General features: G+C 64.6%; 17 protein-coding genes and 1 pseudogene. 9 read left to right on the top strand and 9 right to left on the bottom strand.

What is annotated here, in order from left to right; all coding sequences use genetic code 11:
• Positions 1-10: 10 nt before the first annotated feature.
• From G3N99_RS03660 to G3N99_RS03645, 4 genes are read right to left on the bottom strand one after another with little or no spacing between them, the layout of a single operon-like run.
• Positions 11-1,942 carry an anthranilate synthase family protein gene (locus G3N99_RS03660; RefSeq protein ID WP_206121688.1) on the bottom strand — a complete coding sequence of 644 codons (1,932 nt, stop codon included), beginning with the start codon at positions 1,940-1,942 and terminating at the stop codon, positions 11-13.
• On the bottom strand, positions 1,939-2,562 hold the full coding sequence (locus tag G3N99_RS03655; RefSeq protein ID WP_174940991.1) for an isochorismatase family protein: 624 nt from the start codon (positions 2,560-2,562) through the stop codon (positions 1,939-1,941). The genes G3N99_RS03660 and G3N99_RS03655 overlap by 4 nt, the downstream gene beginning before the upstream one ends.
• A 23-nt stretch (positions 2,563-2,585) precedes the next feature.
• Positions 2,586-3,083, bottom strand: coding sequence for a PhzA/PhzB family protein (locus tag G3N99_RS03650; protein WP_174936501.1), 498 nt, complete (start codon positions 3,081-3,083; stop codon positions 2,586-2,588).
• Positions 3,084-3,140: 57 nt separating this feature from the next.
• On the bottom strand, positions 3,141-4,424 hold the full coding sequence (locus tag G3N99_RS03645; RefSeq protein WP_174937786.1) for an acyl-CoA dehydrogenase family protein: 1,284 nt from the start codon (positions 4,422-4,424) through the stop codon (positions 3,141-3,143).
• Between the two features lie 720 nt (positions 4,425-5,144).
• Here G3N99_RS03645 and G3N99_RS03640 point away from each other — a divergent pair.
• From G3N99_RS03640 to G3N99_RS03625, 4 genes and pseudogenes are all read left to right on the top strand, one after another.
• Positions 5,145-5,318: a hypothetical protein gene (locus G3N99_RS03640; RefSeq protein ID WP_206121715.1), complete on the top strand. Its 174-nt coding sequence runs from the start codon at positions 5,145-5,147 to the stop codon at positions 5,316-5,318.
• A 509-nt stretch (positions 5,319-5,827) separates the two neighbouring features.
• Positions 5,828-6,102: pseudogene (locus tag G3N99_RS41735) on the top strand (hypothetical protein); the annotation flags it as partial.
• A 1,214-nt stretch (positions 6,103-7,316) separates the two neighbouring features.
• Positions 7,317-9,251 (top strand): S53 family peptidase, encoded by a 1,935-nt coding sequence (locus G3N99_RS03630; RefSeq protein ID WP_206121686.1) that lies wholly within the window; start codon positions 7,317-7,319, stop codon positions 9,249-9,251.
• Positions 9,252-9,544: 293 nt separating this feature from the next.
• Positions 9,545-10,204: a response regulator transcription factor gene (locus G3N99_RS03625; RefSeq protein ID WP_174937782.1), complete on the top strand. Its 660-nt coding sequence runs from the start codon at positions 9,545-9,547 to the stop codon at positions 10,202-10,204.
• On the opposite strand, the gene G3N99_RS03620 is transcribed toward G3N99_RS03625, so the two are convergent.
• Both G3N99_RS03620 and G3N99_RS03615 read right to left on the bottom strand, forming a co-directional pair.
• On the bottom strand, positions 10,171-12,213 hold the full coding sequence (locus G3N99_RS03620) for a sensor histidine kinase (protein ID WP_206121685.1): 2,043 nt from the start codon (positions 12,211-12,213) through the stop codon (positions 10,171-10,173). The genes G3N99_RS03625 and G3N99_RS03620 overlap by 34 nt on opposite strands.
• Positions 12,214-12,739: 526 nt before the next feature.
• Entirely contained in the window at positions 12,740-13,714 is a 975-nt protein-coding gene (locus tag G3N99_RS03615) for a nitronate monooxygenase family protein (protein ID WP_206121684.1), read from the bottom strand.
• 326 nt (positions 13,715-14,040) lie between these two features.
• Between G3N99_RS03615 and G3N99_RS03610 the strand changes: the two genes are divergently transcribed.
• From G3N99_RS03610 to pal, 5 genes are all read left to right on the top strand, one after another.
• The gene (locus tag G3N99_RS03610; protein ID WP_206121683.1) at positions 14,041-15,036 is read left to right on the top strand and encodes a helix-turn-helix domain-containing protein; all 996 of its coding nucleotides are present in this window, start codon (positions 14,041-14,043) and stop codon (positions 15,034-15,036) included.
• 297 nt (positions 15,037-15,333) lie between these two features.
• Positions 15,334-15,789 (top strand): VOC family protein, encoded by a 456-nt coding sequence (locus G3N99_RS03605; RefSeq protein WP_174937964.1) that lies wholly within the window; start codon positions 15,334-15,336, stop codon positions 15,787-15,789.
• Between the two features lie 40 nt (positions 15,790-15,829).
• Positions 15,830-16,408, top strand: coding sequence for a hypothetical protein (locus G3N99_RS03600; protein ID WP_206121682.1), 579 nt, complete (start codon positions 15,830-15,832; stop codon positions 16,406-16,408).
• Positions 16,409-16,653: 245 nt separating this feature from the next.
• Positions 16,654-17,865 carry a porin gene (locus G3N99_RS03595; protein ID WP_206121681.1) on the top strand — a complete coding sequence of 404 codons (1,212 nt, stop codon included), beginning with the start codon at positions 16,654-16,656 and terminating at the stop codon, positions 17,863-17,865.
• A gap of 409 nt (positions 17,866-18,274) precedes the next feature.
• The gene (pal, locus tag G3N99_RS03590; protein ID WP_174937758.1) at positions 18,275-18,766 is read left to right on the top strand and encodes a peptidoglycan-associated lipoprotein Pal; all 492 of its coding nucleotides are present in this window, start codon (positions 18,275-18,277) and stop codon (positions 18,764-18,766) included.
• 133 nt (positions 18,767-18,899) lie between these two features.
• Here pal and G3N99_RS03585 read toward each other — a convergent pair whose 3' ends face one another.
• The 3 genes from G3N99_RS03585 to G3N99_RS03575 form a co-directional block, all read right to left on the bottom strand.
• Positions 18,900-19,364: a hypothetical protein gene (locus G3N99_RS03585; protein WP_206121680.1), complete on the bottom strand. Its 465-nt coding sequence runs from the start codon at positions 19,362-19,364 to the stop codon at positions 18,900-18,902.
• 460 nt (positions 19,365-19,824) lie between these two features.
• Positions 19,825-21,084, bottom strand: coding sequence for a cytochrome c (locus G3N99_RS03580; protein ID WP_174940983.1), 1,260 nt, complete (start codon positions 21,082-21,084; stop codon positions 19,825-19,827).
• Positions 21,081-21,694: (2Fe-2S)-binding protein (locus tag G3N99_RS03575; RefSeq protein ID WP_241011452.1), on the bottom strand; the 614-nt coding region annotated here is incomplete at its 5' end. The genes G3N99_RS03575 and G3N99_RS03580, both read right to left, overlap by 4 nt.

Here is a 21,694-nt window from a genome sequence, read left to right as displayed (position 1 = left end):
TGAAGAGTCGTCAGGCCGTCAACGCTGTCATGCGTTTTTCGCGGCGTATCGCGTGTGTGATGGCTTCGCCGAGAATCCGCGGCCCGTCGACGGTCAGGACCGATTCGGCGTGGAATTGCATCGAGCTGAACGTTGGACCGCGCAAGGCATGCACTTCGCCCGTGTGCGGATCGCGGCTGATGGCCACCGTGCCGACGCCGTCGATGTCCATTTCGTCCCGGACGGTCTGCGCCACATACGTGTTGTAAAAGCCCACGCGCTCACGCTGGCCGAACAGATCGATCTCGACCTGGATGCCCTGATTGGGCACCTCGCGCCGCACGAGCGGAATGCCGAGGATGGCGTTCAGGATCTGATGGCTCAGGCAGACGGCCATGAACGGCTTGCCCTCGTCGATGAGATGCCGCAGCCACGCGTAGAGGCGGGCGATGCGCGGATCGCCGGCGTCGCTCGGGTCTCCCGGGCCCGGCCCCATCACGACGACGTCGTAACGCGCAAGGTCCACCGCGTCGTGAACGCCGCACACTTCGGTGGCGAGGCCGAGCGACGACAGTTGCTGGGCGATCATCGCCGTGAAGTGATCTTCGGCGTCGACGATGAGCGCGCGGCAGCCGCTCAACTCAGCCAACTCATCGGCCATCTCACCGTGTCGCCCGCCATACGGCCGAAACCAGAAGTCCGCGATGCCTTCGTTGCGCTCGCGCAGCGCCGCCTGCACCGATGGATGCTGGCCTAGCGACGGGCCGGCTTCCGGCGGATCGAATGCGTTCGATAGCGCGGCCACCTTGGCATGCGTCTCCATGACTTCCGATACCGCGTCCGAATGCCGGACGAGCGTCGAGCCGACGCCGATGCGAACGTGGCCGGCGCGGTCGATCTCCGCGGTGCGGATCAGGATGGCGGAGTCGAGCGTGCGCCCGCCGTGCGCATCGCGGCCGATCAGCGCTGCAATGCCACTGTAGTAGCCGCGGCCGGCCCGCTCGTGCCGCGCGATCACGCGGGTCGCGCTTTCGATCGGACTGCCGGTGACCGTCGGCGCAAACATCGTTTCGCGCAGCAAGTCGCGAACATCGGCCTCGGTGTGCCCGACGATGAAGTATTCGGTGTGGGCGAGCCGCGCCATCTCGCGCAGGTGCGGCCCCGTGACCTGCCCGCCGGCCGGGCAGATGCGCGCCATCATCTTGAGCTCTTCGTCGAGCACCATGTACAGTTCGTCGGATTCCTTGCGATCGCCGAGAAAAGCGTTGATCCCATCGATCGTCGGCCCGCTTTGCGGATACCGATAAGTCCCGCTGATCGGGTTCATCGTCGCGCAACCTTCATGCAGCGTCAGGTGGCGCTCCGGCGTGGCGCCGACGAACGTGCGTTCCCCGGTATGAATCACAAAGATCCAGTACGCGCCGACCTCCCGGCGCATCAGACGCTTGAATACCGCCAGCGCCTTGGCGGGCGAATAGTCGTCGAGATCGCCCTCGAGCGTGCGCTTGATGACGAAGTTCGAGCCCGCGCCGGTGCCGATCTCGTCGGTGATGACGCGCTCGACGATCTCGGCGTAGGCCTCGTCGTCGATATCGAAGTGACGCTCGCCGAGCGCGGTATCGGCATCGGGAATGGCGGCGAGCGCAAGCTGCGCGGACACCGTTTCGTGCTCGTCGCAGGTGATGGCGACGAGCGGAGCGCCGTCGTCGTGTGTCTTGAAGCCGCGCTCGTGCAGCTGCCGGTATGGCACGATCACAAGCAGTTCCTGACGGTCCGCGCCCGTCGCCGTCGGCGCGGCCAACGGAAGCTCGGCCAGGGAGGACGGATAGGAAACCGCGCCGGCGAAGACGTCGATCGTCGCGCGCTCTCCGGCGCTACCCGTCGAACGCGCGATCAACGCGAAGCACGGCGCTTGTCCGTGGAGAACGCGATCGAATAGGTTGCGGTTCGGAGCGGCATTCATGCCAGCGCCTCCTCGGTGCTCACCACCTTGCCGCAACGCTGGGCCACGTATTCCAGCGCCTGGTGATGATGGTCTTCGGAAAAATCCGCCACGCCATCGGCAACGAAGAACGGTTGAATGTCGTTCGTGAACGCATCGACAGCCGACATCATTACGCCGATGTGCGCGTAGACGCCACACAGCATCAGCTGATCGCGACCGCTCTCCCGCATACGCTCGCGCAGGTCGGTGCGGAAAAATGCGCTGTAGCGCCACTTCGTGAGCATCCAGTCATCCGGGGACGGGCCGACGGCCTCGGCGACGTCCCGATCGGCCGGCGTCGTCTCCATGCCCGGCCCCCAAAAATCGCGCAGCAAACCGCGTTCCGTCTCGGTCATGCGCCCGGGATGAGCCGTGTATGCGACGGGAATACCGGCCTGCTTGCACCGTTTGCGCAGCGACGCGACATTGGTCGTCAACGTCTCGCGCAGCGTCGGCGGCAACGGCGAAAGGAAATAGTTCTGCATGTCATGAATGAGCAGCAACGCGCGCGACGGGTCGACACTCCATGACACGACATTCTCGGGCAGGCTGCTCGAATCGGGCAGCGCGTACGGTTGAATCGACGGGATACCAGCCATTCGTCTCCTCCATTGGGTATGCGTTAGCTCGGCAGACCATCCCGGCGCACTTCGGGAACCTCGATACCCAGCGAACGGAATTGCTCGCAAGGGTTCATGAATTCGCGCTGCTCCTTGATCAGTCCGTTTTCGAAGCGGAACGAGTGAAGGAAGTGATTGCGGTACTGGCCTCGGGGGTAGCCGGGGAAAACAATCGCGCCTTCGCCGCGGCACTCGACCCAGAACCAGTTCGGGTCTTGCGTCTCGAAGATCTGGATGTCGGTCCAGACCCAGTCGGGGAAGCATTGCAGCGACCACACGGCGTGCTCGCCGAGCTTCTCGCGGCCGCGAATCGCGATCGGCTGGCCGCTGTCGGTCGTCCACAGGCCGCCGACGCCATCTTCCGTGAACAGTAGGTGGCGCTTGAGCCTCGCTTCGCCACGAGTGTGCATGTACTGCTCGACGATCTTGCGGTTGTGCTGTCGGGCCGCGACGTGCGCGTGATTTTCCGACGTGTTTTCGAGGGATTCGACGTCTGACATGCAAGCTCCTGAAGTCAAAGAGGGCCGCCCCGCCGGAAACCGGGAGGCCGCGTGGGATTACACGAGGTAGCTGATTTCGCGCGGATCGAGGCCGACCAGCGCGCGGCCGTAGACAAGTTGCGGAATGCCCATCCCAAAGCCCGCATGGCGGCTCGCCACGTTCAGGTCGCGCCAGATCAACTGCAGCGGATTGGATTCCATGAAGGCGGCGCTGCCGTAGGCCGTCATGAGGCGATCGATGGCCTCGCGGCACAGGCGCGTGACGCGCGTCGACTCCATCCGAAAGCGCGAACGCGTCACTTCGTCGGGCAGGACGCCGGCCGTTGCGTGGTGTTCGACCGTTTCGACGATGCGGCGGGCATGCAGCTGCGCGCCGTCGATCATCATCGAAGCTTCGGCGAGGTCGGTCTGGAACGCCGGCGAAACAGCCTGGCTCTTGAACGTTGACGAGGCGACGCGGCGCTCGTGGGCCTGATCGCGCACGAGTTCCAGCGCGGTGACGATCGCCCCGAGTTGCGGCCCGAGCAGACCGATCGACAGCAAGCCTGAGAACGCGCCGCTATATAAACGGTGCCGTTCCGACGGCAGGCGCGACCGGCCCTGCACTATCGGCGCGTAGGGTGTCACGCGATGGCGCGGAATGAACTGCCGGTTCGCCACTACCGTGTTGCTGCCGGTGCCGCGCATGCCCGTGATATGCCAGGAGTCGCGGACTTCGAGCTCGCTCATCGGCATGAGGACCAGGTTTATCGTCTCGTCGTCGGCATCGACGCCTTTCGGGATCAGCGCGCCGATCCATTCGGCGTGCAGGCTGCCCGATGCATAAGCCCACTCTCCCGTCACCACGACACCGCCGTCGACGCGTTCGACCTGGGCGCGCGAAGGCGCAATGATGAGCGCGGTGCGCGTGTCGCGGTTACCACCCCATACGTCGTCCTGCGTACTCTCGGGGAAGTGAGCGATCATGTAGTTGCCCATGTTGAGCACGCTCGTGACCCACGACGCCGAGCAGCAGCCGCGCCCCAGCTCGTAGCAGACGTCAAACAGCGTGGCGGGACCCGCTTCGTAGCCGCCGAGCCGGCGCGGCGTGAAGAGCCGCATCAGCCCCGCCTCGGTCAGCGCGTCGACGGCACGCTCGGTCAGGCGGCGCCCGGTATCGGCCGCGCGCGATTCTTCCGCGAGCACGCTGGCGACTTCTGCCGCCTTCGCGATCAATTGCTCATGCTCGACCACCGATTCATCGAGCGCAATGGCGTCATGTCCGGCCGAATTCCCTTCCTGCGAGGTGCGTTCATTTGTCATTTCACGAGTCATGCACTGCGAGGTCTGTATCGTGCTCACGGCATCTCCAGAATAAACTTACAATTCCTATTATTAAAAAATTTAAAACAATAAGGGCTACGATAAATTTAACTATCAATTAACCAGGAAATCGAAACAAACAAGAGTCACTACCTTTAGTGCGTGCACCCGGAATTCAGAAAATATCGCGCAACAACATCCATGAGATCGGCATCCGGCTTTGCCTTACCAATCAGAAAGGGCACTTTTATTTCAGCGCTCTTAAATTACTGTTACGTTTTTATTTAACTCGACCGGACGTGTCAGTATTTCGTAAGCCATACTGCCTCGTCGAGTTCCGGTTCAAAGCCCGACTGATGGGGCGTCTCGGCGCCTCTTTACACAACGGAGCACCGCACACGTTTTTCAGCTTCGCCTGTACTTCCAACTCTCGATCCTATTTAGCGGGCGCCGAGCTATATCTAACAAATCGAGGCAGGCCTTCGGCGTAAACCGGGGGCATCAGGTTTCCCGCCCCATTTAATGACATAAATATAAATCCCGCCCCATTATGCCGGGCATTCCCATGGCTTCCAAACGGGACGGCCAAGCGTAGGATAAACCCAAGAAATAATCACCTGTCAAACTTGACGGGTTATACCCCACCAAGCAAAATTAGAATGCGAGTGAAATATATTTGAAGATTATTTTAAAAATATAATCGACATACCCGAATCTGACTCATCAGACAAGCGCGCAACCAGGTTTGATGAACGCTTCGTGAATGTCGGCTCGACGCTCAAAGCGAATGCGAAGACGACGAAATGTGCCGAGCCCGCTACCGTGTTCCGTCCGGCGCTTCGCGTGGCGCTGTCGCTGACCGACTTCGGCACCGGCCGATGGCATTCGGCTGGCCAAGGAGACGGTCAGGAAACCGATCAGGGGCGCCTGTGATCTCCATGCGTTTTTCCGGCTAGATACCCTTGGGCCTGTCAAGGGTTTGCCTTGCGCCCCAAACAATTTTCCGGCAAAGCAATGGGTTGGTTTCTACCCTTCGCTAACGAAGCAGACGGCGTCTCGGCGCATGGCTGAATAGACGATAAGCAGTCCTTCCAATGGCAGCGTGTTGATACGGCAACACCGCTCAACATGCTTGATAGGCGCCTCCACTCGGCACTTCCTGACACTCGACCGATACGGGTTCATTGTCACAATGGCTGCCGGATCGGGCCAGAAGACCCCGTGCGGTGGACCCTGACGCAGTACGTGCGGACAGGTTTGGCTGAAAAGCAACCTGAGCGGCCAGCCTGAGACGACCAGCGCTAATCGACGTGGCAGTCATCCCATCACAATCGACTTGCTCAGCTACTGCGCATCGCGTTACGACACGTCATTTACCGCGACCGCCCTGAAGTGGCTCGAGATCACGGACGAAGCGGCCATGCTAGGGGTGGCACGAGACCACAGAATCGACGTTCAGCTATTTCGAGGCCCTGTCGGTTCGCACGGCAAGCCGATCGCGTTCTATAGCGGCAAGGCCGGCATGTTCTACTGCAAAGGCCATACTGGCGACGCCAGGTAAAGGCGTGACGCATGCGTGACGCCTTTTGGTCGGTCGATGTACGCGATGAACATCGACACGTTCTGCGCGAACAGTAGCTCGGCCAAGGAGCGCGTCGAGCGTGCGCACCGGACGCGGCAGGATCGGCTGGTCAAGGAGTTGAGATTGCGTGGAATCGGCACGGTCAACGACGCCAACGTTTATGCGGCCTCCTTTATCGCTGCTTACAACACGCACTTTGCGAAGCCGCCGACGAGCGATTTCCATGCGCATCGGCCGCAGCGGGATGACGAGAATCTGAACATCGTGTTGACCTGACGTGAAACACGTCGGGTATCGACGAAATCGCTGACTGGGTTGCACGACCTCGTCCCACGTGTATTGCCACTGTCAATGTCAATAGATCACGCGTTGTCACGCTTTCCAGGTGTTTACAGCGCTCCCACGCTCGAACGAACAGCGTCGAAGCGAGCCTCTTGATTCCCCGCCCGCGACGTTCACCCAAGGAACCGGTTCGCGTCGCCCCGCGCATTCAGCGCGACGCCCTACGTTCTACTTACGACTACCGCAAGCTTTGAAACCTTTCTCGGCAACCCCGCCAAACCGTGATCTAAACATTTTAGATTTCATCAAAAAATATTTGACGCTCCGTTTTCTTCCTTGCTATCTTTTCCCGCAAGAAATACCGACGGGAGTTTGAATGGCGCAAATAAACCAAAAACCCGACAAATAACTTCCATTTTAATTACGACATTGCGAGCGCGATATCCGGCTCGCAAAGCTGCAATTGCTTCCGCCAGGGAAAGGTTCTCGATTCACCGTCATCCAGCTTCGCTTCAGGCTGGACCGTTTCGTTACGATGCGCCGCAAGGAAGTCGCCGGCATCACGTTCTGCCTGACGGCATGGCAGGTCTCATCCGCCGCGCCTGGCTTGCCGAGCCGCACCGTTCGCGCCACGCGAAGTTGCCTCATCAGTCGCATGCAGCATTGCAATCGCCTGGAACAACCGTAGCAGCCCAGGTCGTCAAACGGCATCGCAATATCGTCTTTTCCGACTCCAATAAATTGCATTCCTAAGCAATAGATAACGAATCGAAGCTGTTCTATCCGCACACCGCGGACTGTGCCCATAGCAATTGTCGGACCACCGCACGCAGGATCGCGGCGCAGCCCGACAAACAAGAGGGCCGAGCGCAGAATCGGTGCCCGCGATACGCGAGCCCGATACCCGACCGGCCTCCGATCCTGATGGTGGGTGGGGAGGAATATTCATGTCGCCTTGAATTCTGCTGATCGTTCTGGCTTGCGTCAGGTTGCATCGGCCGCCCTTCGCTACCCGCGATTCGGGCCGCGCGCTGTACCCGTTCTTCGTCGAAATCTCGGAGCTCACAATGCAGAGAACTCAATACGCCAATCGCAAACGCCTGCAACGCCTTGCGCTGACGGCAATTGCAGTTGGAGTAGCAGCCACGATGGTCCCGCTGTCCGCCCAGGCGGCAACCAACTGGGTCCAGACGCGCACCAGCGCGTTCCTCCTGTCGAATGCACCGGCCACGGCCGCCTCGCAGGCACTGGCCGCGTCCGCCGCGGCACCCGGCTACTCGCTGAACAGCGTCGGCACGCCGGCGCTCACCGATACGCACGTGACGCCGCTCGAATTGAGCCAGCCGCTGCACGTGACCGTGGTCCTGAAGAACCGCAACGCGGACCAGCTCGACACCTTCCTTCGCGACGTCAACCAGCCGGGTAGCGCGAGCTATCACAAGTACCTCACGCCGGCCCAGTTCAAGGCACGCTTCTCGCCGACCGACGCACAGGTCGCAACCGTGGTCGCTCACCTGAAGGCAAACGGCTTCAGCAACATCACGGTCTCCGACAACAACACGCTGATCGCCGCCGACGGTAATGCCGGTAACGTGCAGCGCGGCTTCCAGGCGAGCATCAAGCGCTTCAACTATCGAGGCAAGCCGGTCTACGCGAACGATTCGGCGGCGCTGATCCCGGCGTCGCTCGGCTCGGTCGTCGATTCAGTGCTCGGCCTGCAGAACGCCGCCGTGCCGCACCGCCTGCTCCATCGTTTCGCGCCGTCCGCCGTCGTCGAGCCGAATGTGGTCTCGAAGAATGCGACTGCCGGCTCGCAAGTCGGCCACCAGCCGACCGATTTCGCAAAGATCTATGACGCGAGCGGCCTGCCCGCCGCGACCAATACCACGGTGGGCATCATCACCTGGGGCGACATGACCCAGACCATCGCCGACCTGAACACCTTCACGCAGAACGCCGGCCTGGCGACCGTCAACACGGCAGTGGTCGCGGGCGGCTCCGGCACGCTGGCCGACGACGGCGATCCGGGCGAGTGGGATCTCGACAGCCAGGACATCATCGGCACCTCGGGCGGCGTCAAACAGCTGATCTTCTACTCGGCCGTCAACGGCGACAGCAACGACAGCGGCCTCACCGACGCGACGCTGACCGCCGCCTACAACAAGGCGGTAACCGACAACAAGGCGACCGTCATCAACGTGTCGCTCGGCCTCGACGAAACCGCCGCCAACTCCGACGGCTCGCTCGCCGCCGACGACGCGGTGTTCAAGCAGGCGGTCGCGCAAGGTCAGGTGTTCTCCGTCTCGGCAGGCGACGCGGGCGTCTATCAGTGGTCGACGTCACCGCAGGGCGCACCCGGCTATATCGGCACGTACAACGGCACGTCGGTCAAGACGACGATCAACCTGTCCAAGTACAGCGTGTCGTCGCCCGCGAGCTCGCCGTACGTCGTCGCCGTCGGCGGCACGACGCTCTCGACCACCGGCACCACGACGTGGGCCGGCGAAACCGTGTGGAACGAAGGCGTCGCCTATGCCGACCTTGACAGCAACGGCAACCCGGTCGACAACGCCGTGCGGATCTGGGCAACGGGCGGCGGCGTGAGCACGTTCGAGACCGCACCGAGCTGGCAGACCGCCGCGCTTGGCAGCACGGTAACGAAGCGCGTACTGCCCGACGTGGCGTTCGACGCCGCGCAGTCGACGGGCGCATACATCGTCATCAACGGACAGACGAACCAGCTTGTCGGTGGCACCAGCCTCGCATCGCCGATTTTCGTCGGCGGCTGGGCGCGTGTCGAATCGGCCAACAACAACAGCCTCGGCCTGCCGACTTCGGCGTTCTATCAGGGCCTCCCGACCAATACGTCGCTACGCCACGACGTGACGTCGGGCAACAACGGCTACAGTAGCCACGGCTACACCGCGAAGGCCGGCTGGGACGACGACACCGGCTTCGGCAGCCTGGATTTCGCGAAGGTCAGCGCGAGCTCCGTCAAGTAACACGGCACGGCCCGACGAGGCGCGGCAAGCTCGCCGCGCCTCTCGTTGCAAAGTCGGGCTCACGTGATGGCACGGCTTACCGGGGCTGGCCTCCCCCTCATTCCGCACCTCGATTTTTCCGCGAAACACGATCGCACCCGCCTCCGTCGGCTAAAATCCCCGCGCCTGCAAAGCGCAGGCGAACGCGGGGCCGACGACGGCTGCATCGCGCCATCCAGCGCGGCACGGCCGCCGATCGGAGCAGACATAAGCAAAGACTCCGCAAACTCACAACGCGGATCCAAGGTAGCAGTATGGCTAAGGTGCTGTTGCTCGACGACGAGGTCGAGTTGCGCGAGGAAATCGCCGCGTTCCTGGAAAGACGCGGCTGGACGGTCGATCAGGCCGGCACGGTCGCGGAGTTCCAGGAACGGGCGTCGGATCTCGCCTTTGCGATCATCGACGTGATGCTGCCGGACGGGAGCGGCTTCGATGCGGCCGTGTGGCTCAGGGCCCGGCATCGCGACTGCGGCATCGTCATGCTGACCGCCCGCGGGGACACGCAGGACAAGATCGACGGCCTGATCGGCGGAGCCGATCACTATCTCGTCAAGCCGGTGAAACTGCTCGAGCTCGACGCCATTCTCCAGGCACTCGGCCGCCGGGTGGCAAACGACTGGCGGCTCGACTGCCAGGCGCGCGTGCTGTCCGCGCCGGTCGGCGGCCGGCTCGAACTGTCGGCCAGCGAGATCGCCCTCCTCGCCCTGCTGGCGCGGCATCCCGCCAAGGCTGTGAGCCGGCGGCAGATCGCCGAGGATTTCGGTTTCGACTGGATCGACTACGACGAGCGCAGGCTGGAGACGATGGTCAGCCGTCTGCGGCAGCGCTGGCGAAGCGAGACGGGTTCGGAACTACCGCTGAAGACCGTCCATCGCACCGGTTACACGTTCGCCGCGCCGCTGATGCTCGCCTGACCGGCAATGGCCGCCCTGTCGGCGTTCGCGGGCAAAAAGACCGTAGCCCGGCAGCCGTGCCCCGCCTCGCTGACCAGGTTCAACGTGCCGCCCTGCATCTCGACCATGCGGCGCGCCAGCGGGAGGCCGAGGCCCGTTCCCGGCTTGCGGCCCACGTTGCGGCCGCGGAAGAAACGATCGAACACGTATGGCAGGTCCGCCGGCGCAATGCCGGGGCCGTCGTCCTCGACTTCCAGCTCCACGCCGCCCGGCACACGCCGGCCGCGCAGCACGATCCGGGTGCCGCCGGGGGTGTATTTGACGGCATTGTCGGCGAGCGTGCGCAGCACGAGGCGCGTGAGGCTGCCGTCACACACGAAGGCGTCCGGCAGGTCTTTCGCGTCGATTTCAAGGCGGTGGCCGTCGGACAGCGCCCCCGCGGCGGTCGCCGCATCGTCGAGCAGCGCCGCCAGCCGGGTGTCGCCGATGCGGGTTCCGCGTCGCAGCAGCTCGAACCCGTCCTCGTGCAGCGAGTCATTGATCAGCACCGTCAAGCGCTGCGTCGCGCGCAGGATCTTCTGGTAGCGCGACGAGGTCAGCGGATCGGAACCGGAGTCGTCGAGGTCAAGATTCTGGGCGGTGGCATCGATGACGGCCAGCGGCGTCCGCAGTTCATGCGAGACGGTTGCCAGAAGCTGGCGCTGCTCATCCTGTGCGCGCTTTTCCATCGCCAGCGACGCTTCCACTTGTTCCATCGCCTCCCGAAGCGCCTGGGTGCGCAGCGCGACCTTTGCCTCCAGATCGCGCTCGGCCTGACGCGCGACACGCAATGCGTCGGCCTGTGCCGCTTCCATCGCATTGCGCATCGCGTTGTAGCGCGAGCTGATCGCCGAATTCATGATCAGCATGAACGCGAGCATCCCCAGATATCCGGCGTTGTCGGCGAGCAAGCCCGGCGGGATCCAGCCAATGTTGCGCGCGACACGCAGTGCACTGCCGCCGAGCAACAGCAGCAGCACGAGCACGACCACGCGCGCATGCCGGTGGCCGCGGGCGGTGAGCCAGAGCGAAACGCCCATCGTGACGAGAATGACCGCGATCTGCCAGAACAGGTAGAGCGGGCGCACCCACCAGACATTGACGACCAGCATCAGCGGCGCGGCAGCCAGCGCCACGACGATCGTCAGTGCGGAAAAAGCGACCGTCGGACGCCGCCAGCGCCCGTTGAACAGGCCGAGGTAGTGCGCGGTGAACAGCGTGCCGGCGGGCGTGCCGAGCAGCCAGCTGAGCAGGTAGACCGCATTGCTCGCGGCCGGAAAGCCCGGCAGCAGGTATTGATAGATGTAGCCTTCGGCGCCGAGCGCGGTGAGCAGGTTCACGACGACGCTCAGCCCGTAGAGCCCGAACGACGCATCGCGCGTCACCCGGAACAGCCACAGGCTCGAGACGAGCAGTACGAGATGCGCGGCGTCCAGCAAGCCGAACAGCAGGGATTCCTTGCTCGTGGCGGAGATGAACGCGTCGGGCGACCACAGCGCCATCGAGAAACTCATGGTGCTGGTGCTGCGGATCCGGAGATAGAGCGTGACCGGTTGGCCCGCCGGAAGGTCCAGGCGAAACACGGGGTTACGGTACGCGATGTCGCGTTGTTCCACCGGCTTGCGATCGCCGGCGACGTGGCGCTGGTACCCGCCGTCCGGCTGCGGCACGTACAGCGTGACGTCGTTCAGCAGCGACGACCGCAATTCCAGGAGCCACATCGGCGGTGCGCTCGCCGGGCGGGTCACGGTCAGGCGCAGCCACGCCGCGCCGTTGACATAGCCGAGCGCGGGCTCCGCCGTCTGGCCGACGAACGCACGCGCGATCTCGGGCTGCGACATGCGTTCGACCGTGAGCGTGTCGCCCGGATCGCGCAACAGGTCCCAGCCGTTCCGGATGCCGACCTGCCCGCCGTCCGGCAGCGTAATCGGCGTTGCCGCGAAGGCCCCCGAGGCCCAGGTAATCAAGATGAGGAGGATGAGCCGGAACATCACGCGATTCGTACGGGTGTCTGCGATCGGGCGACACTATAACCGAACCCGCGACGCCCGCCGGCACCCCGATGCCGCGCGCGCCCCGGATGTCAGAACTTGTCAGTTTTCGCTGCGCACGCTCATTTAAGATGCACGCCAATCAAGGAGGCACGGGCGCGGTTCGCCGACGGCGAATGCCCGAAGCCCTTGACCAGCGGCGCCACCCTTGCCTACGCCCCGCACGACAACGGCGCATCGACGCCGAAAACAACGATACGGCCGGGCTGGCGGCGGCATTCTGACGAGCCATTACAACAAATCAGGCACGAGGCGCTCGTTGGACAGCAATGCCGTCGCCGCCGACGGAGGTCGGCAGGATTTGGCGGGCTTTTGTGGTGTTGCGCGCGAAGATGGCGGCCTGCGGCTCGTCCTTCTCCAGCCTCGCCTGGCCCAATGGGGCCGGGCGAGGCCGGAAGCGCGTTGCCGTGCTTCAGCACCGGCCGGGGCCGGTCGCGCGTCTGCTTGAATTCGGGCAGCCTGCAGGTCAACCCGCGACACGCGCCAATCGACTGCGAATGATCTCCGTCGCTTCGCTGACGATGCGATCGACGAGTTCCTTGACGGTCGGGACATCGCGGATCAGGCCAACGACCAGGCCGCACGACCATGCACCCGCGTCGAGCGCGCCCTCCTTCATGATGCGTGGATACACACCGGCGACCTCTTCGACGATATCGTCGAACCGGATACTGGCGCCGAGCCTGCTTTCCTTTTCGAGGATGCGATCGACCGCGGCATTGCGCAGCACGCGCTCGGTATTGCGCAACGGACGCATGACCAGGCGCGTGTCCAGTTCGGTCGCCGCGACCAGCGCCTGCTTTACGTTCTCGTGCACCGGCGCCTCACGGGTGGCGATGAAGCGCGTACCCATGTTGATGCCATCCGCGCCAAGCGAAAGCGCCGCAACCAGCGACCGCCCGTCAGCCATGCCGCCGGAGGCCACGAACGGAATCTTGAGCTCGTCGGCAGCGCGCGGCAGCAGGATGAAGTTCGGAATGTCGTCCTCGCCCGGATGGCCACCGCATTCGAATCCATCGACGCTGACCGCATCGCAGCCAATGGCCTCAGCCTTGAGCGCGTGGCGAATCGACGTGCACTTGTGGATCACCTTGATATCCGCGTCCTTGAGCGCGGCCAGGTAGGGCTGCGGGTTGTTGCCGGCCGTTTCGACGATCTTGACGCCACCTTCGACGATGGCCCGGATATAGCCCGGATAGTCGGGGGACGTGACGGTCGGCAGGAAGGTGAGGTTCACGCCGAACGGCTTGTCGGTCATCTCGCGGCAACGCCGGATTTCGGCAGCCAGATCTGCCGCCGATCGCTGGGTCAGGCCGGTAATGATGCCAAGGCCGCCTGCGTTGGAGACGGCCGCCGCCAGCTCCGCATACCCGACGTGGTGCATGCCGCCCTGGATGATCGGATATTCGATGCCGAAGAGTTCGGTGATCCTGGTTTTCATGATGTTTTCGGTTCAGGTTGAGACGAACGCGCCTTCGCATGCCGGGAACGCGCTGCGACCACGACGCGTGTCACTGCACGGCTGAATCGCCGGTGCGAAGCCGATGGAAATCCACGCGGCCAGGCAACGGACGCGCCGGAGATACCCGGGCGCCGGCCGCCTTCGCCTTCGCGCAGCCCTGATGGCATGCGAAACCGCCAGCCCTGCGCTTGACGATCGAGTCGCCGCCCGGCGGCCGGTGCCAGGTGGATACCGACAGTTTCCTCGCAGTTCGAATTGCCGTACATTGGCTAAACTGACACATTGCATGCGATATTCGACACATCATGCCCCGCGCCGCCATCCTTGCGTATGACGATTGCTACGCCTCCAGCGTGGGCGGGTTCGCCGACATCCTTCAGATTGCGAACGCGCATGTGCGGCGCCAGAGAGGCGATGGACATGCGCAATTCGAATGGCGGTTCGTCTCTCCGACCGGGGAGCCCGTCATGGCGAGCAACGGTCTGCAACTGAACACGGAGCCGATCCGGCCGCGCGACACGTTCGACCTGGTTTTCATTCCCAGTGCGCACTACGCGAGCGGCAAGGCCTTCGACCAGTTGCTGGCCCGACAGTCGGCCGCATGCGACTGGCTGGTTTCGCAATGGAACGCGGGGGCCCACCTGGCGGCAAACTGCACCGGCACTTTCGTACTGGCCAACACCGGCCTCCTGGACGGGCGGCCCGCGACGACCACGTGGTGGCTGGCGGACCAGTTTCGCAGCCGGTTTCCCCGGGTCGACCTTCAGCTGGAACCCGTCGTCACCGAAGCGGATCGACTGATCTGTGCGGGCGCGTCGGCGTCCTACCTGCTGCAGACGATTCATGTCATCGAACGTTTCGCCGGGGCTGTCATCGCCGCGCAGTGCGCCAAAGCGATGCTGATCGACGTCAGCCAGACGAAGCAATTACCGTATCTCCCGTTGCTGACGGACAAGACGCACGCCGATTCGCTGGTTCACCGCGCGCAGCATTGGCTGCAGAAACACATGACGAAGGACGTGAAGATGTCGGAGATGGCGCATGACCTCGGCGTGAGCGAGCGCACGATCATCCGCCGATTCCAGGCCACGCTGAATCAGCCGCCCTTGCGGTATTTGCAGAGCCTGCGCATCGAAACCGCGCGCGGTTTGCTGGAGGCCGGCGATCTCAGTCTCGAGCGGATCACGGCCCAGGTGGGGTATAGCGATACGAGTTCATTCTGCCGGCTGTTCAAGGAGAAGGTCGGGCTGAGTCCGGGTGCGTATCGGGATCGCTTTCGGCCTGCTGTGGAATCGCTATGATGGCCGACCGGTAGATTGCGGACGACAGTCCACCTGTCACGCATTCGCCGCCCCATCACCGCCGCTCCCCCACCCACGCTATTCGTTTGTAGAATCAGCGTGCTAGCCGTGCACGACACGGTAAATGACATGATCGTCAGCTGCCGCCCTGGCGAAGCCCTGCGGCCCTTCATCGCTTCGGCCCGGGCGTCGTACCCGCCGTTTCCGAGTCAGGCGCGCCAGCAAATTTTCTTCAAGCCCAGGCCCGCGAGGCCCGACAGGATCGAGCGACCCCCACACCACCCACCGGAGGGCATCATGGCGATTCACGAAGTCTTTCCCTATTTGCGCGCCAAGCGCGCGGACGACGCCATCGCGTTCTATGCGAAGGCGTTCGGCGCGCAGGAGAAATTCCGTCTCGTCGAACCGTCGGGACGCATCGGCCACGCGGAATTGCAGCTCGGGCCGTGCACGCTGATGATCTCGGACGAGTTCCCCGAATACGATATCTTCGCCCTCGATCCGGACGGCAAGGCGCCGATGTCGCTTCACCTGCATGTCGACGACGCCGACGCGACGATCGCCGCCGCGATCGCGGCCGGCGCGCAGCTGACACGCGCGATCCAGGATCAGTTCTACGGCGAGCGTTCGGGCAAGATTCGCGACCCGTTCGGTTACGATTGGCTGATCGGGCATACGATCGAAGCGGTCGAACCCGAAGAAATGCAGCGGCGTTATACGGCGCTGCTGTCCGGCGACCCGCAGAAAACCTGAACGGCGCACCGCGCGCCGGTCGAGCACCCCGACATTCGCGATGCACTATCACCCCGACGACATCCACCGGCTCTACCGGAGCGTGCCGACGCTGCTGCTGAACCGTCCCGCGCCGGCCGAACGGTTTCTCGCCGCCGCCGTCGAGACCGGCGCCGAACTCGGGCACGTGCTGCGCGACTATCCGCAGGTCCGCTACCAGCCGCTCGACTTCCACTACCTGTGCCAGCAAAGCCTGTCCGTGCTGGACGACGCACTGCTGGCCGACCTCACGCGCGACACGGATCACGGCTGGCGCGGCGCGCAATGGGCCGCGCTGTTGATCGCGTTATCGGGCGACGCGCGGCATCTGCCGCACCTCGACGCAGTCAGGGGCCATCGCGGCGTCGAGTGGACGGCCGGGCTTGCGGATGCGGCGACAGGCCCCGATGCGCGCACGTCGACATTCCGTGGCTGTCGGTCGATCATGCACCTGCGCGATCAGCTTGCCGCGTTGCCGCGTGTCTCGGTCCGGTTACGACGCTGGCTCTCGCCGGAAGCGCTCGAAGCCCGGACGATCGCCGTCCGTGCCGCGTATCGAAGCGGTGGCGTTGAAACCGCGCTGCCGGTTGCCCGCCGCTAACCTGTCCGCCGTCGATCGCTCGACAGACCATCACGTGACGGCGGCTTGAATCACCCGACGTCGCCCGCGCACGCATCGCAAACGAAGCAACGCTCTTCCCCGCGCACCGCACGCTCCTCGCCGCGATTCCACGCGATTTCGCAGAGGACCTTTCCTGTGCAACGCCTTAATCGACCGCCACACGTTCTCCAATAATGGCCGCTCGATCCGCCGGCCACCGGGCCGGGAAAACGATAAAAACTCCTATGCATTCCTACAAGATGAACCAGCACGCCAGCACTCGACTCGCGGGGACCGCCATTGCCGCCTGCCTGACCGCCCTCGCATCGGGCGGTGTACACGCACAGAGCAGCGTGACGCTGTACGGCCTGATCGACACGTCGATCACCTACGCGACCAATCAGCGCACGCACGGCGCCGGCTCGCCGGGCAGCGGCACCGTCGCGATGACGAGCGGCGCACTGAACGCGTCGCGCTGGGGGCTGCGCGGCCGCGAGGATCTGGGTGGCGGGACGGCCGCGGTCTTCACGCTCGAGAACGGCTTCTCGGGCACCACCGGCGCGCTGTCGCAGAAAGGCGTCGACCTGTTCGGCCGCCAGGCATGGATCGGCCTGAGCTCGAAAACGGCCGGCACGCTCACGTTCGGCCGCCAGTACGACCTGATCCTCGATTTCGTGACGCCGCTCGGCGCGTCCGGCCCCGGCTGGGGCGGCAACCTCGCCGTTCACCCGTACGACAACGACGATTCGAACCGCAACCTTCGCATCAACCACGCGGTGAAGTACACGAGCCCGACGTACCGCGGGCTGACGTTCGGCGCAATGGTCGGGTTCTCGAATACGGCCGGCCAGTTCGCCAACAACGCGGCGTGGAGCGCGGGCGTGTCGTATGCGAACGGGCCGCTGAAGCTCGGCGCCGGCTACCTGAAGATCAGCCGCGACCGCAATGCGCCGAACCCGAATGGCGCGCTCAGCACGGTCGACGGCTCGGCGACGATCACCGGCGGCAACCAGCAGATCTGGGCCGTGGCTGGCCGCTATGCATTCGGGCCGCATTCGGTCGGCGCCGCGTGGTCGCACTCGACCACCGACGGCGTGACGGGCGTGCTTCAGGGCGGCGGCATCGCGCCGCTGAAGGGCGAATCGCTCGTGTTCGACAATTTCTCGATCGACGGGCGCTACGTCGTCACGCGGGCGTTGAGCCTCTCGGCCGCCTACACGTACACGATGGGCCGCTTCGACACGCGCACCGGCCAGACGCGCCCGAAATGGAATCAGGTCGTGGCGCAAGCCGACTATGCGCTGTCGAAGCGCACCGATGCGTATCTCGAAGGCGTCTACCAGAGCGTGAGCGGCGGCAACGGCAATCCCGCGTTCAACGCAACCGTCTGGACGCTGACGCCGTCGGCGAACAGCAACCAGGTCGTCGTCGCACTGGGGCTGCGGCACAAGTTCTGACGACGCCACACGGCACCGCGCAGCGCGGCGCAACGTTGCTGCGCCGATCGTGCAAGGCTAGCGTTCCAGCACAGTCCGATCGTCATGCCTCGAGCCGGAAAGGCCGCGCCCTGCGCGGCCTTTTTCACTGTGGTTGCGCCCGCACGGAGGCAAGAATGCCGCCCGCTCTGTCGCGTCGGCGCAAAAAAATGCGGAGAAACTGGTCACGCTGTGACATTTTTCCTAATCTGTTTGCAGCGACGCCGAGATTGGGCGTTCCGGTCGCGACACTCTTTCATATGGCGCACCACCGGCTTACGAACACGATTCACGTCGTAAGTGCCGGACCTTTCGCGCCATTGCGGCCGGATACGGGCGTGGCGATCGCACGCCCCACGCGTTCAACGCAGTCAACCGCTGGAGACGAACGATGAGCAAAACGAACCGATTTGCGGTCCTGGCAACCGTGGTACTGCTGGCCGGTTGCCACCACGCGGCCAAGACGCCCGAGAATGCCGGCATGGCGCCGACGCCCTCGAGCGAAGCCGTCGCAACGGTGACGGCCGACGAGCTCAATAATCCGAACAGCCCGCTCGCGAAGCGCAGCATCTACTTCGATTTCGACCAGTATTCCGTCAAGCCCGAATACGAGTCGCTGCTGCAGGCACACGCCGACTACCTGCGCAGCCATCCGTCGCGGCACGTGCTGATCCAGGGCAACACCGACGAACGCGGCACGTCCGAATACAACCTCGCGCTCGGCCAACGCCGCTCGCAGGCCGTGATGAGCGGGCTCGAAACGCTCGGTGTGCCGGCCACGCAACTCGAGGCGGTCAGCCTCGGCAAGGAAAAACCGGTTGCGCTCGGCCACGACGAGGATTCGTGGGCGCAGAACCGCCGCGCCGATCTCGTCTATCGTTGATCGCGGGCCGCCGCGACGGCAGCCTCCGCTTCAGGAACAGCATCCCGGCCCGCTGGCCGCGCAGGCGGCCACGCGGCGCCCGCACTGCAGGCGCGCGATCGACGCGGGCGCCCGATCGCGCACCGCGTCACGTTCAACGCCGGCGTTCGAGCCGCCGATGCAGCCAATACGACAGCACGGCCGACGTCACGATCGCATCGAGCGTGGCGATCGCGTTGATGTCGCCGACCTTGTCGGATTTCAGCAGGTAGGCCACGAGTTCGACGAAGCCGATCATCGCGCCTGCCCCGACGACCATCCCCAGCAGCACGAACCAGCGCCGCCGGATCCGCGTGCCGATTGCGCCCATGATGCCGCCCGCCACGGCCGCCGGCACGAAATAGCCGAACAGGAACGACGCGAAGAAGATCAGCGGCACCATGCCGGCGCTGACTTTCAGTACCTCCCACGACGGACCGTCGATCAACGACCACGCGATCAGCATCACGGCCGGCCAGGCGAGCGATGCGACCAGCGGGCCGCCGACGGCAAACGACATGCAGCCGAACACGACGGGATTGGACAGACGCGACGGCGGACGTTCTGCGGTAGCACTCATGTTTTTTGTAATCGGAATGGCGGCCGCCGGAGTGTACCAAGGCACGGCAAGATGCTTCCGGTCTGCCCCCGTCACAGGCCACGATCCGCAAAAAACATGGAATAAACCGCCCGCCCGAAACGTTTCATGTTCCGTCAGCACGCAGACGCGTGGTTCACGCGAACCGGCCTTTCCCTCGGCCTGCGCGTGGCAAGGAGGCGGACATGAAATCGTCAAGGTTGGCCGCGGCGCTGATCGCCGCGCTGGTGCTCGTGCTGTCGGCGGGATGTATGTCGTCGGGTAGTGGCCCTGCGCAGGGACCGGGCATGAGCCGGTATGGCGGTGGTAGCTCGGGAGGCAGCGGAAGCGGAGGGAGTGGCAGCGGCTACTGAAGAACCGCCGCGAAAAAACGGGCGACGCGTCGCGCGCGAGCACCGGAAACCGGTTGAATCGCGCGCGACGCCACGCCCTGCGGCACGACTTAACGCATGGCCTTCACGTCGGCCGGCGTGACGCTCGCGGGCTGGCCGCCCCACGTCGCACGCAGGTAGTTCGCGAGCTGTGCGAGTTCATCGTCGCTCAGCGTGTGCGCGAAACCGGGCATCGGCTGCAGGTTCTCGAACCCGGCGAACTTCTGCTCGCCGATGCCGTCGAGCATCGCGACCAGCAGGTTGCGCGAGTCGCCCTGACGCACCGTCGAATTGCCGTTCATCGGCACCGCCACGTGCGGCTTGCCTTCACCGTTGAAGCCGTGACAGCCGGCGCAGACCGCGAGATACACCGAGCGGCCGGCCGCGAGCTGCGCGGCGTCGGCCGACACCGGCTTCACCGGTTGCGGCGCGGGCGGCGTATCGCCCAGCAGGTACACGGACAGCGCGCGCAGGTCGTCCTTCGTCATGTACTGCGTGCTCAGGTGCACGACCGGGTACATTTCGCCGAACGCCGAGCCTTGCGGCGCGATGCCGACGCCGAAGAACGTCTGCAGGTCGGCGCCCGTCCAGCCGCGCGCGGCCAGGCCGGCCGGCGTGATGTCGGGCGCGGCCACGCGGCCGAGCGCGGCGCCGGCGAACGGCTTCGCGCTGTCGAGCTGGCCCGTGAACGCACGCGGCGTATGGCATTCCGCGCAGTGGCCGAGCGCACCCGCCAGATAGCGGCCGCGCTGCCAGTCGGCGGACTGGCCGGCCGATGCATCGGGCAGGCTGTCCTTCAGGAACACCATGTCCCAGAAGACCATTCCGAAACGCAGGTTGTACGGGAACTTCAGCTCGTGCTCGCGGTTTTCCAGGGCGACCGGCTTGACGGTCTTCAGGTACGCGTACATCGCGTCGGAATCGGCGCGCGTGAGCTGACGGTACGACGTGTACGGCATCGACGGATACAGGCGCTTGCCCGGCGCCTTGCCGTCATGCAGCGCGGCATAGAAGTCGTCCGCGCTCCAGCTGCCGATCCCGTGATCCTTGTCGGGCGTGATGTTCGAGCCGTAGAACGTGCCGAACGGCGATTCGAGCGGCGCGCCGCCGGCGAACGGTGCGCCGTCCTTCGCGGTGTGGCATGCCGCGCAGTCGGCGGCCTTGACGAGATAGCGGCCGCGCGCGATCTGGTCGGCGCCCGGCGCGCCGGAAGCCGCGTTCGAGGCCGGTGCGTCATGGCCGCCGCACGCAGCGAGCAGCAGCGCGCAGGCCGCGGCGAGCGCGGGGAAGCCCGCAGCCCGCGCGACACGATGAGCGAATGTGCGTTTCATGCGGCGTCCTTCACGAGTCCCGGCGTCGTCAGCACCACGTCCTTGACGGCTTCGTAGTAGCGGACATAGCCCGTGCAGCGGCAGAGGTGCGCGTCGAGCGCCTCGGTGATCGTGCGCTCGACGTCGGCCTTCGCAATCGGCTCGCGCTTCAGGCGTTCGATCAGCACGGTCGCCGCGTTGACGAAGCCCGGCGTGCAGTAGCCGCACTGGAAGCTGAAGTGCTCGAGGAACTTCTGCTGGATCGGCGACAGCTCGACCACTTCGCCCGCTTCGTTGCGCTTCGCATGGCCTTCGATCGTGCGGATCGAGCGGCCGTGGAAGAAGTGCGCGCCGGTGATGCAGGTGCGCATTTCCTCGCTCGTGCCGTCCGGCTTGTCGACGATCACGACGCACGCGTGGCAGATGCCCTGCCCGCAGCCGAGCCGCGAACCGGTGAGGCCCGCGTACTCGTGCAGGAACTCGATCATCATCAGCCCTTCCGGCACCTGCATCGGGCCGACGGACTTGCCGTTGATATTGATCGACAGCGGTTTCGACTGGAACCGGACGAGCGGACGCTCGACGGCGGCCGGCGCCGAAGCCGATGCCGATGCCGGTACAGCCGGGGCCG

It is taken from the genome of Burkholderia sp. Ac-20392, assembly GCF_017104585.1.
In the GTDB taxonomy this organism is placed as follows: Bacteria; Pseudomonadota; Gammaproteobacteria; order Burkholderiales; family Burkholderiaceae; genus Burkholderia; species Burkholderia lata.
Note: the sequence above shows the minus strand (reverse complement) of the source record. Positions and strands in the feature narration are given on the sequence as shown.

What these genes read in the sequence shown, in the direction of transcription:
- G3N99_RS03580 (WP_174940983.1), bottom strand. Translation starts at nt 21,084, where the DNA reads ATGAAACGCACATTCGCTCATCGTGTCGCGCGGGCTGCGGGCTTCCCC.
- G3N99_RS03600 (WP_206121682.1), top strand. Translation starts at nt 15,830, where the DNA reads ATGCACTATCACCCCGACGACATCCACCGGCTCTACCGGAGCGTGCCG.
- G3N99_RS03595 (WP_206121681.1), top strand. Translation starts at nt 16,654, where the DNA reads ATGCATTCCTACAAGATGAACCAGCACGCCAGCACTCGACTCGCGGGG.
- G3N99_RS03620 (WP_206121685.1), bottom strand. Translation starts at nt 12,213, where the DNA reads ATGTTCCGGCTCATCCTCCTCATCTTGATTACCTGGGCCTCGGGGGCC.
- G3N99_RS03655 (WP_174940991.1), bottom strand. Translation starts at nt 2,562, where the DNA reads ATGGCTGGTATCCCGTCGATTCAACCGTACGCGCTGCCCGATTCGAGC.
- G3N99_RS03605 (WP_174937964.1), top strand. Translation starts at nt 15,334, where the DNA reads ATGGCGATTCACGAAGTCTTTCCCTATTTGCGCGCCAAGCGCGCGGAC.
- G3N99_RS03660 (WP_206121688.1), bottom strand. Translation starts at nt 1,942, where the DNA reads ATGAATGCCGCTCCGAACCGCAACCTATTCGATCGCGTTCTCCACGGA.
- G3N99_RS03630 (WP_206121686.1), top strand. Translation starts at nt 7,317, where the DNA reads ATGCAGAGAACTCAATACGCCAATCGCAAACGCCTGCAACGCCTTGCG.
- G3N99_RS03585 (WP_206121680.1), bottom strand. Translation starts at nt 19,364, where the DNA reads ATGAGTGCTACCGCAGAACGTCCGCCGTCGCGTCTGTCCAATCCCGTC.
- G3N99_RS03610 (WP_206121683.1), top strand. Translation starts at nt 14,041, where the DNA reads ATGCCCCGCGCCGCCATCCTTGCGTATGACGATTGCTACGCCTCCAGC.
- G3N99_RS03625 (WP_174937782.1), top strand. Translation starts at nt 9,545, where the DNA reads ATGGCTAAGGTGCTGTTGCTCGACGACGAGGTCGAGTTGCGCGAGGAA.
- G3N99_RS03650 (WP_174936501.1), bottom strand. Translation starts at nt 3,083, where the DNA reads ATGTCAGACGTCGAATCCCTCGAAAACACGTCGGAAAATCACGCGCAC.
- G3N99_RS03615 (WP_206121684.1), bottom strand. Translation starts at nt 13,714, where the DNA reads ATGAAAACCAGGATCACCGAACTCTTCGGCATCGAATATCCGATCATC.
- pal (WP_174937758.1), top strand. Translation starts at nt 18,275, where the DNA reads ATGAGCAAAACGAACCGATTTGCGGTCCTGGCAACCGTGGTACTGCTG.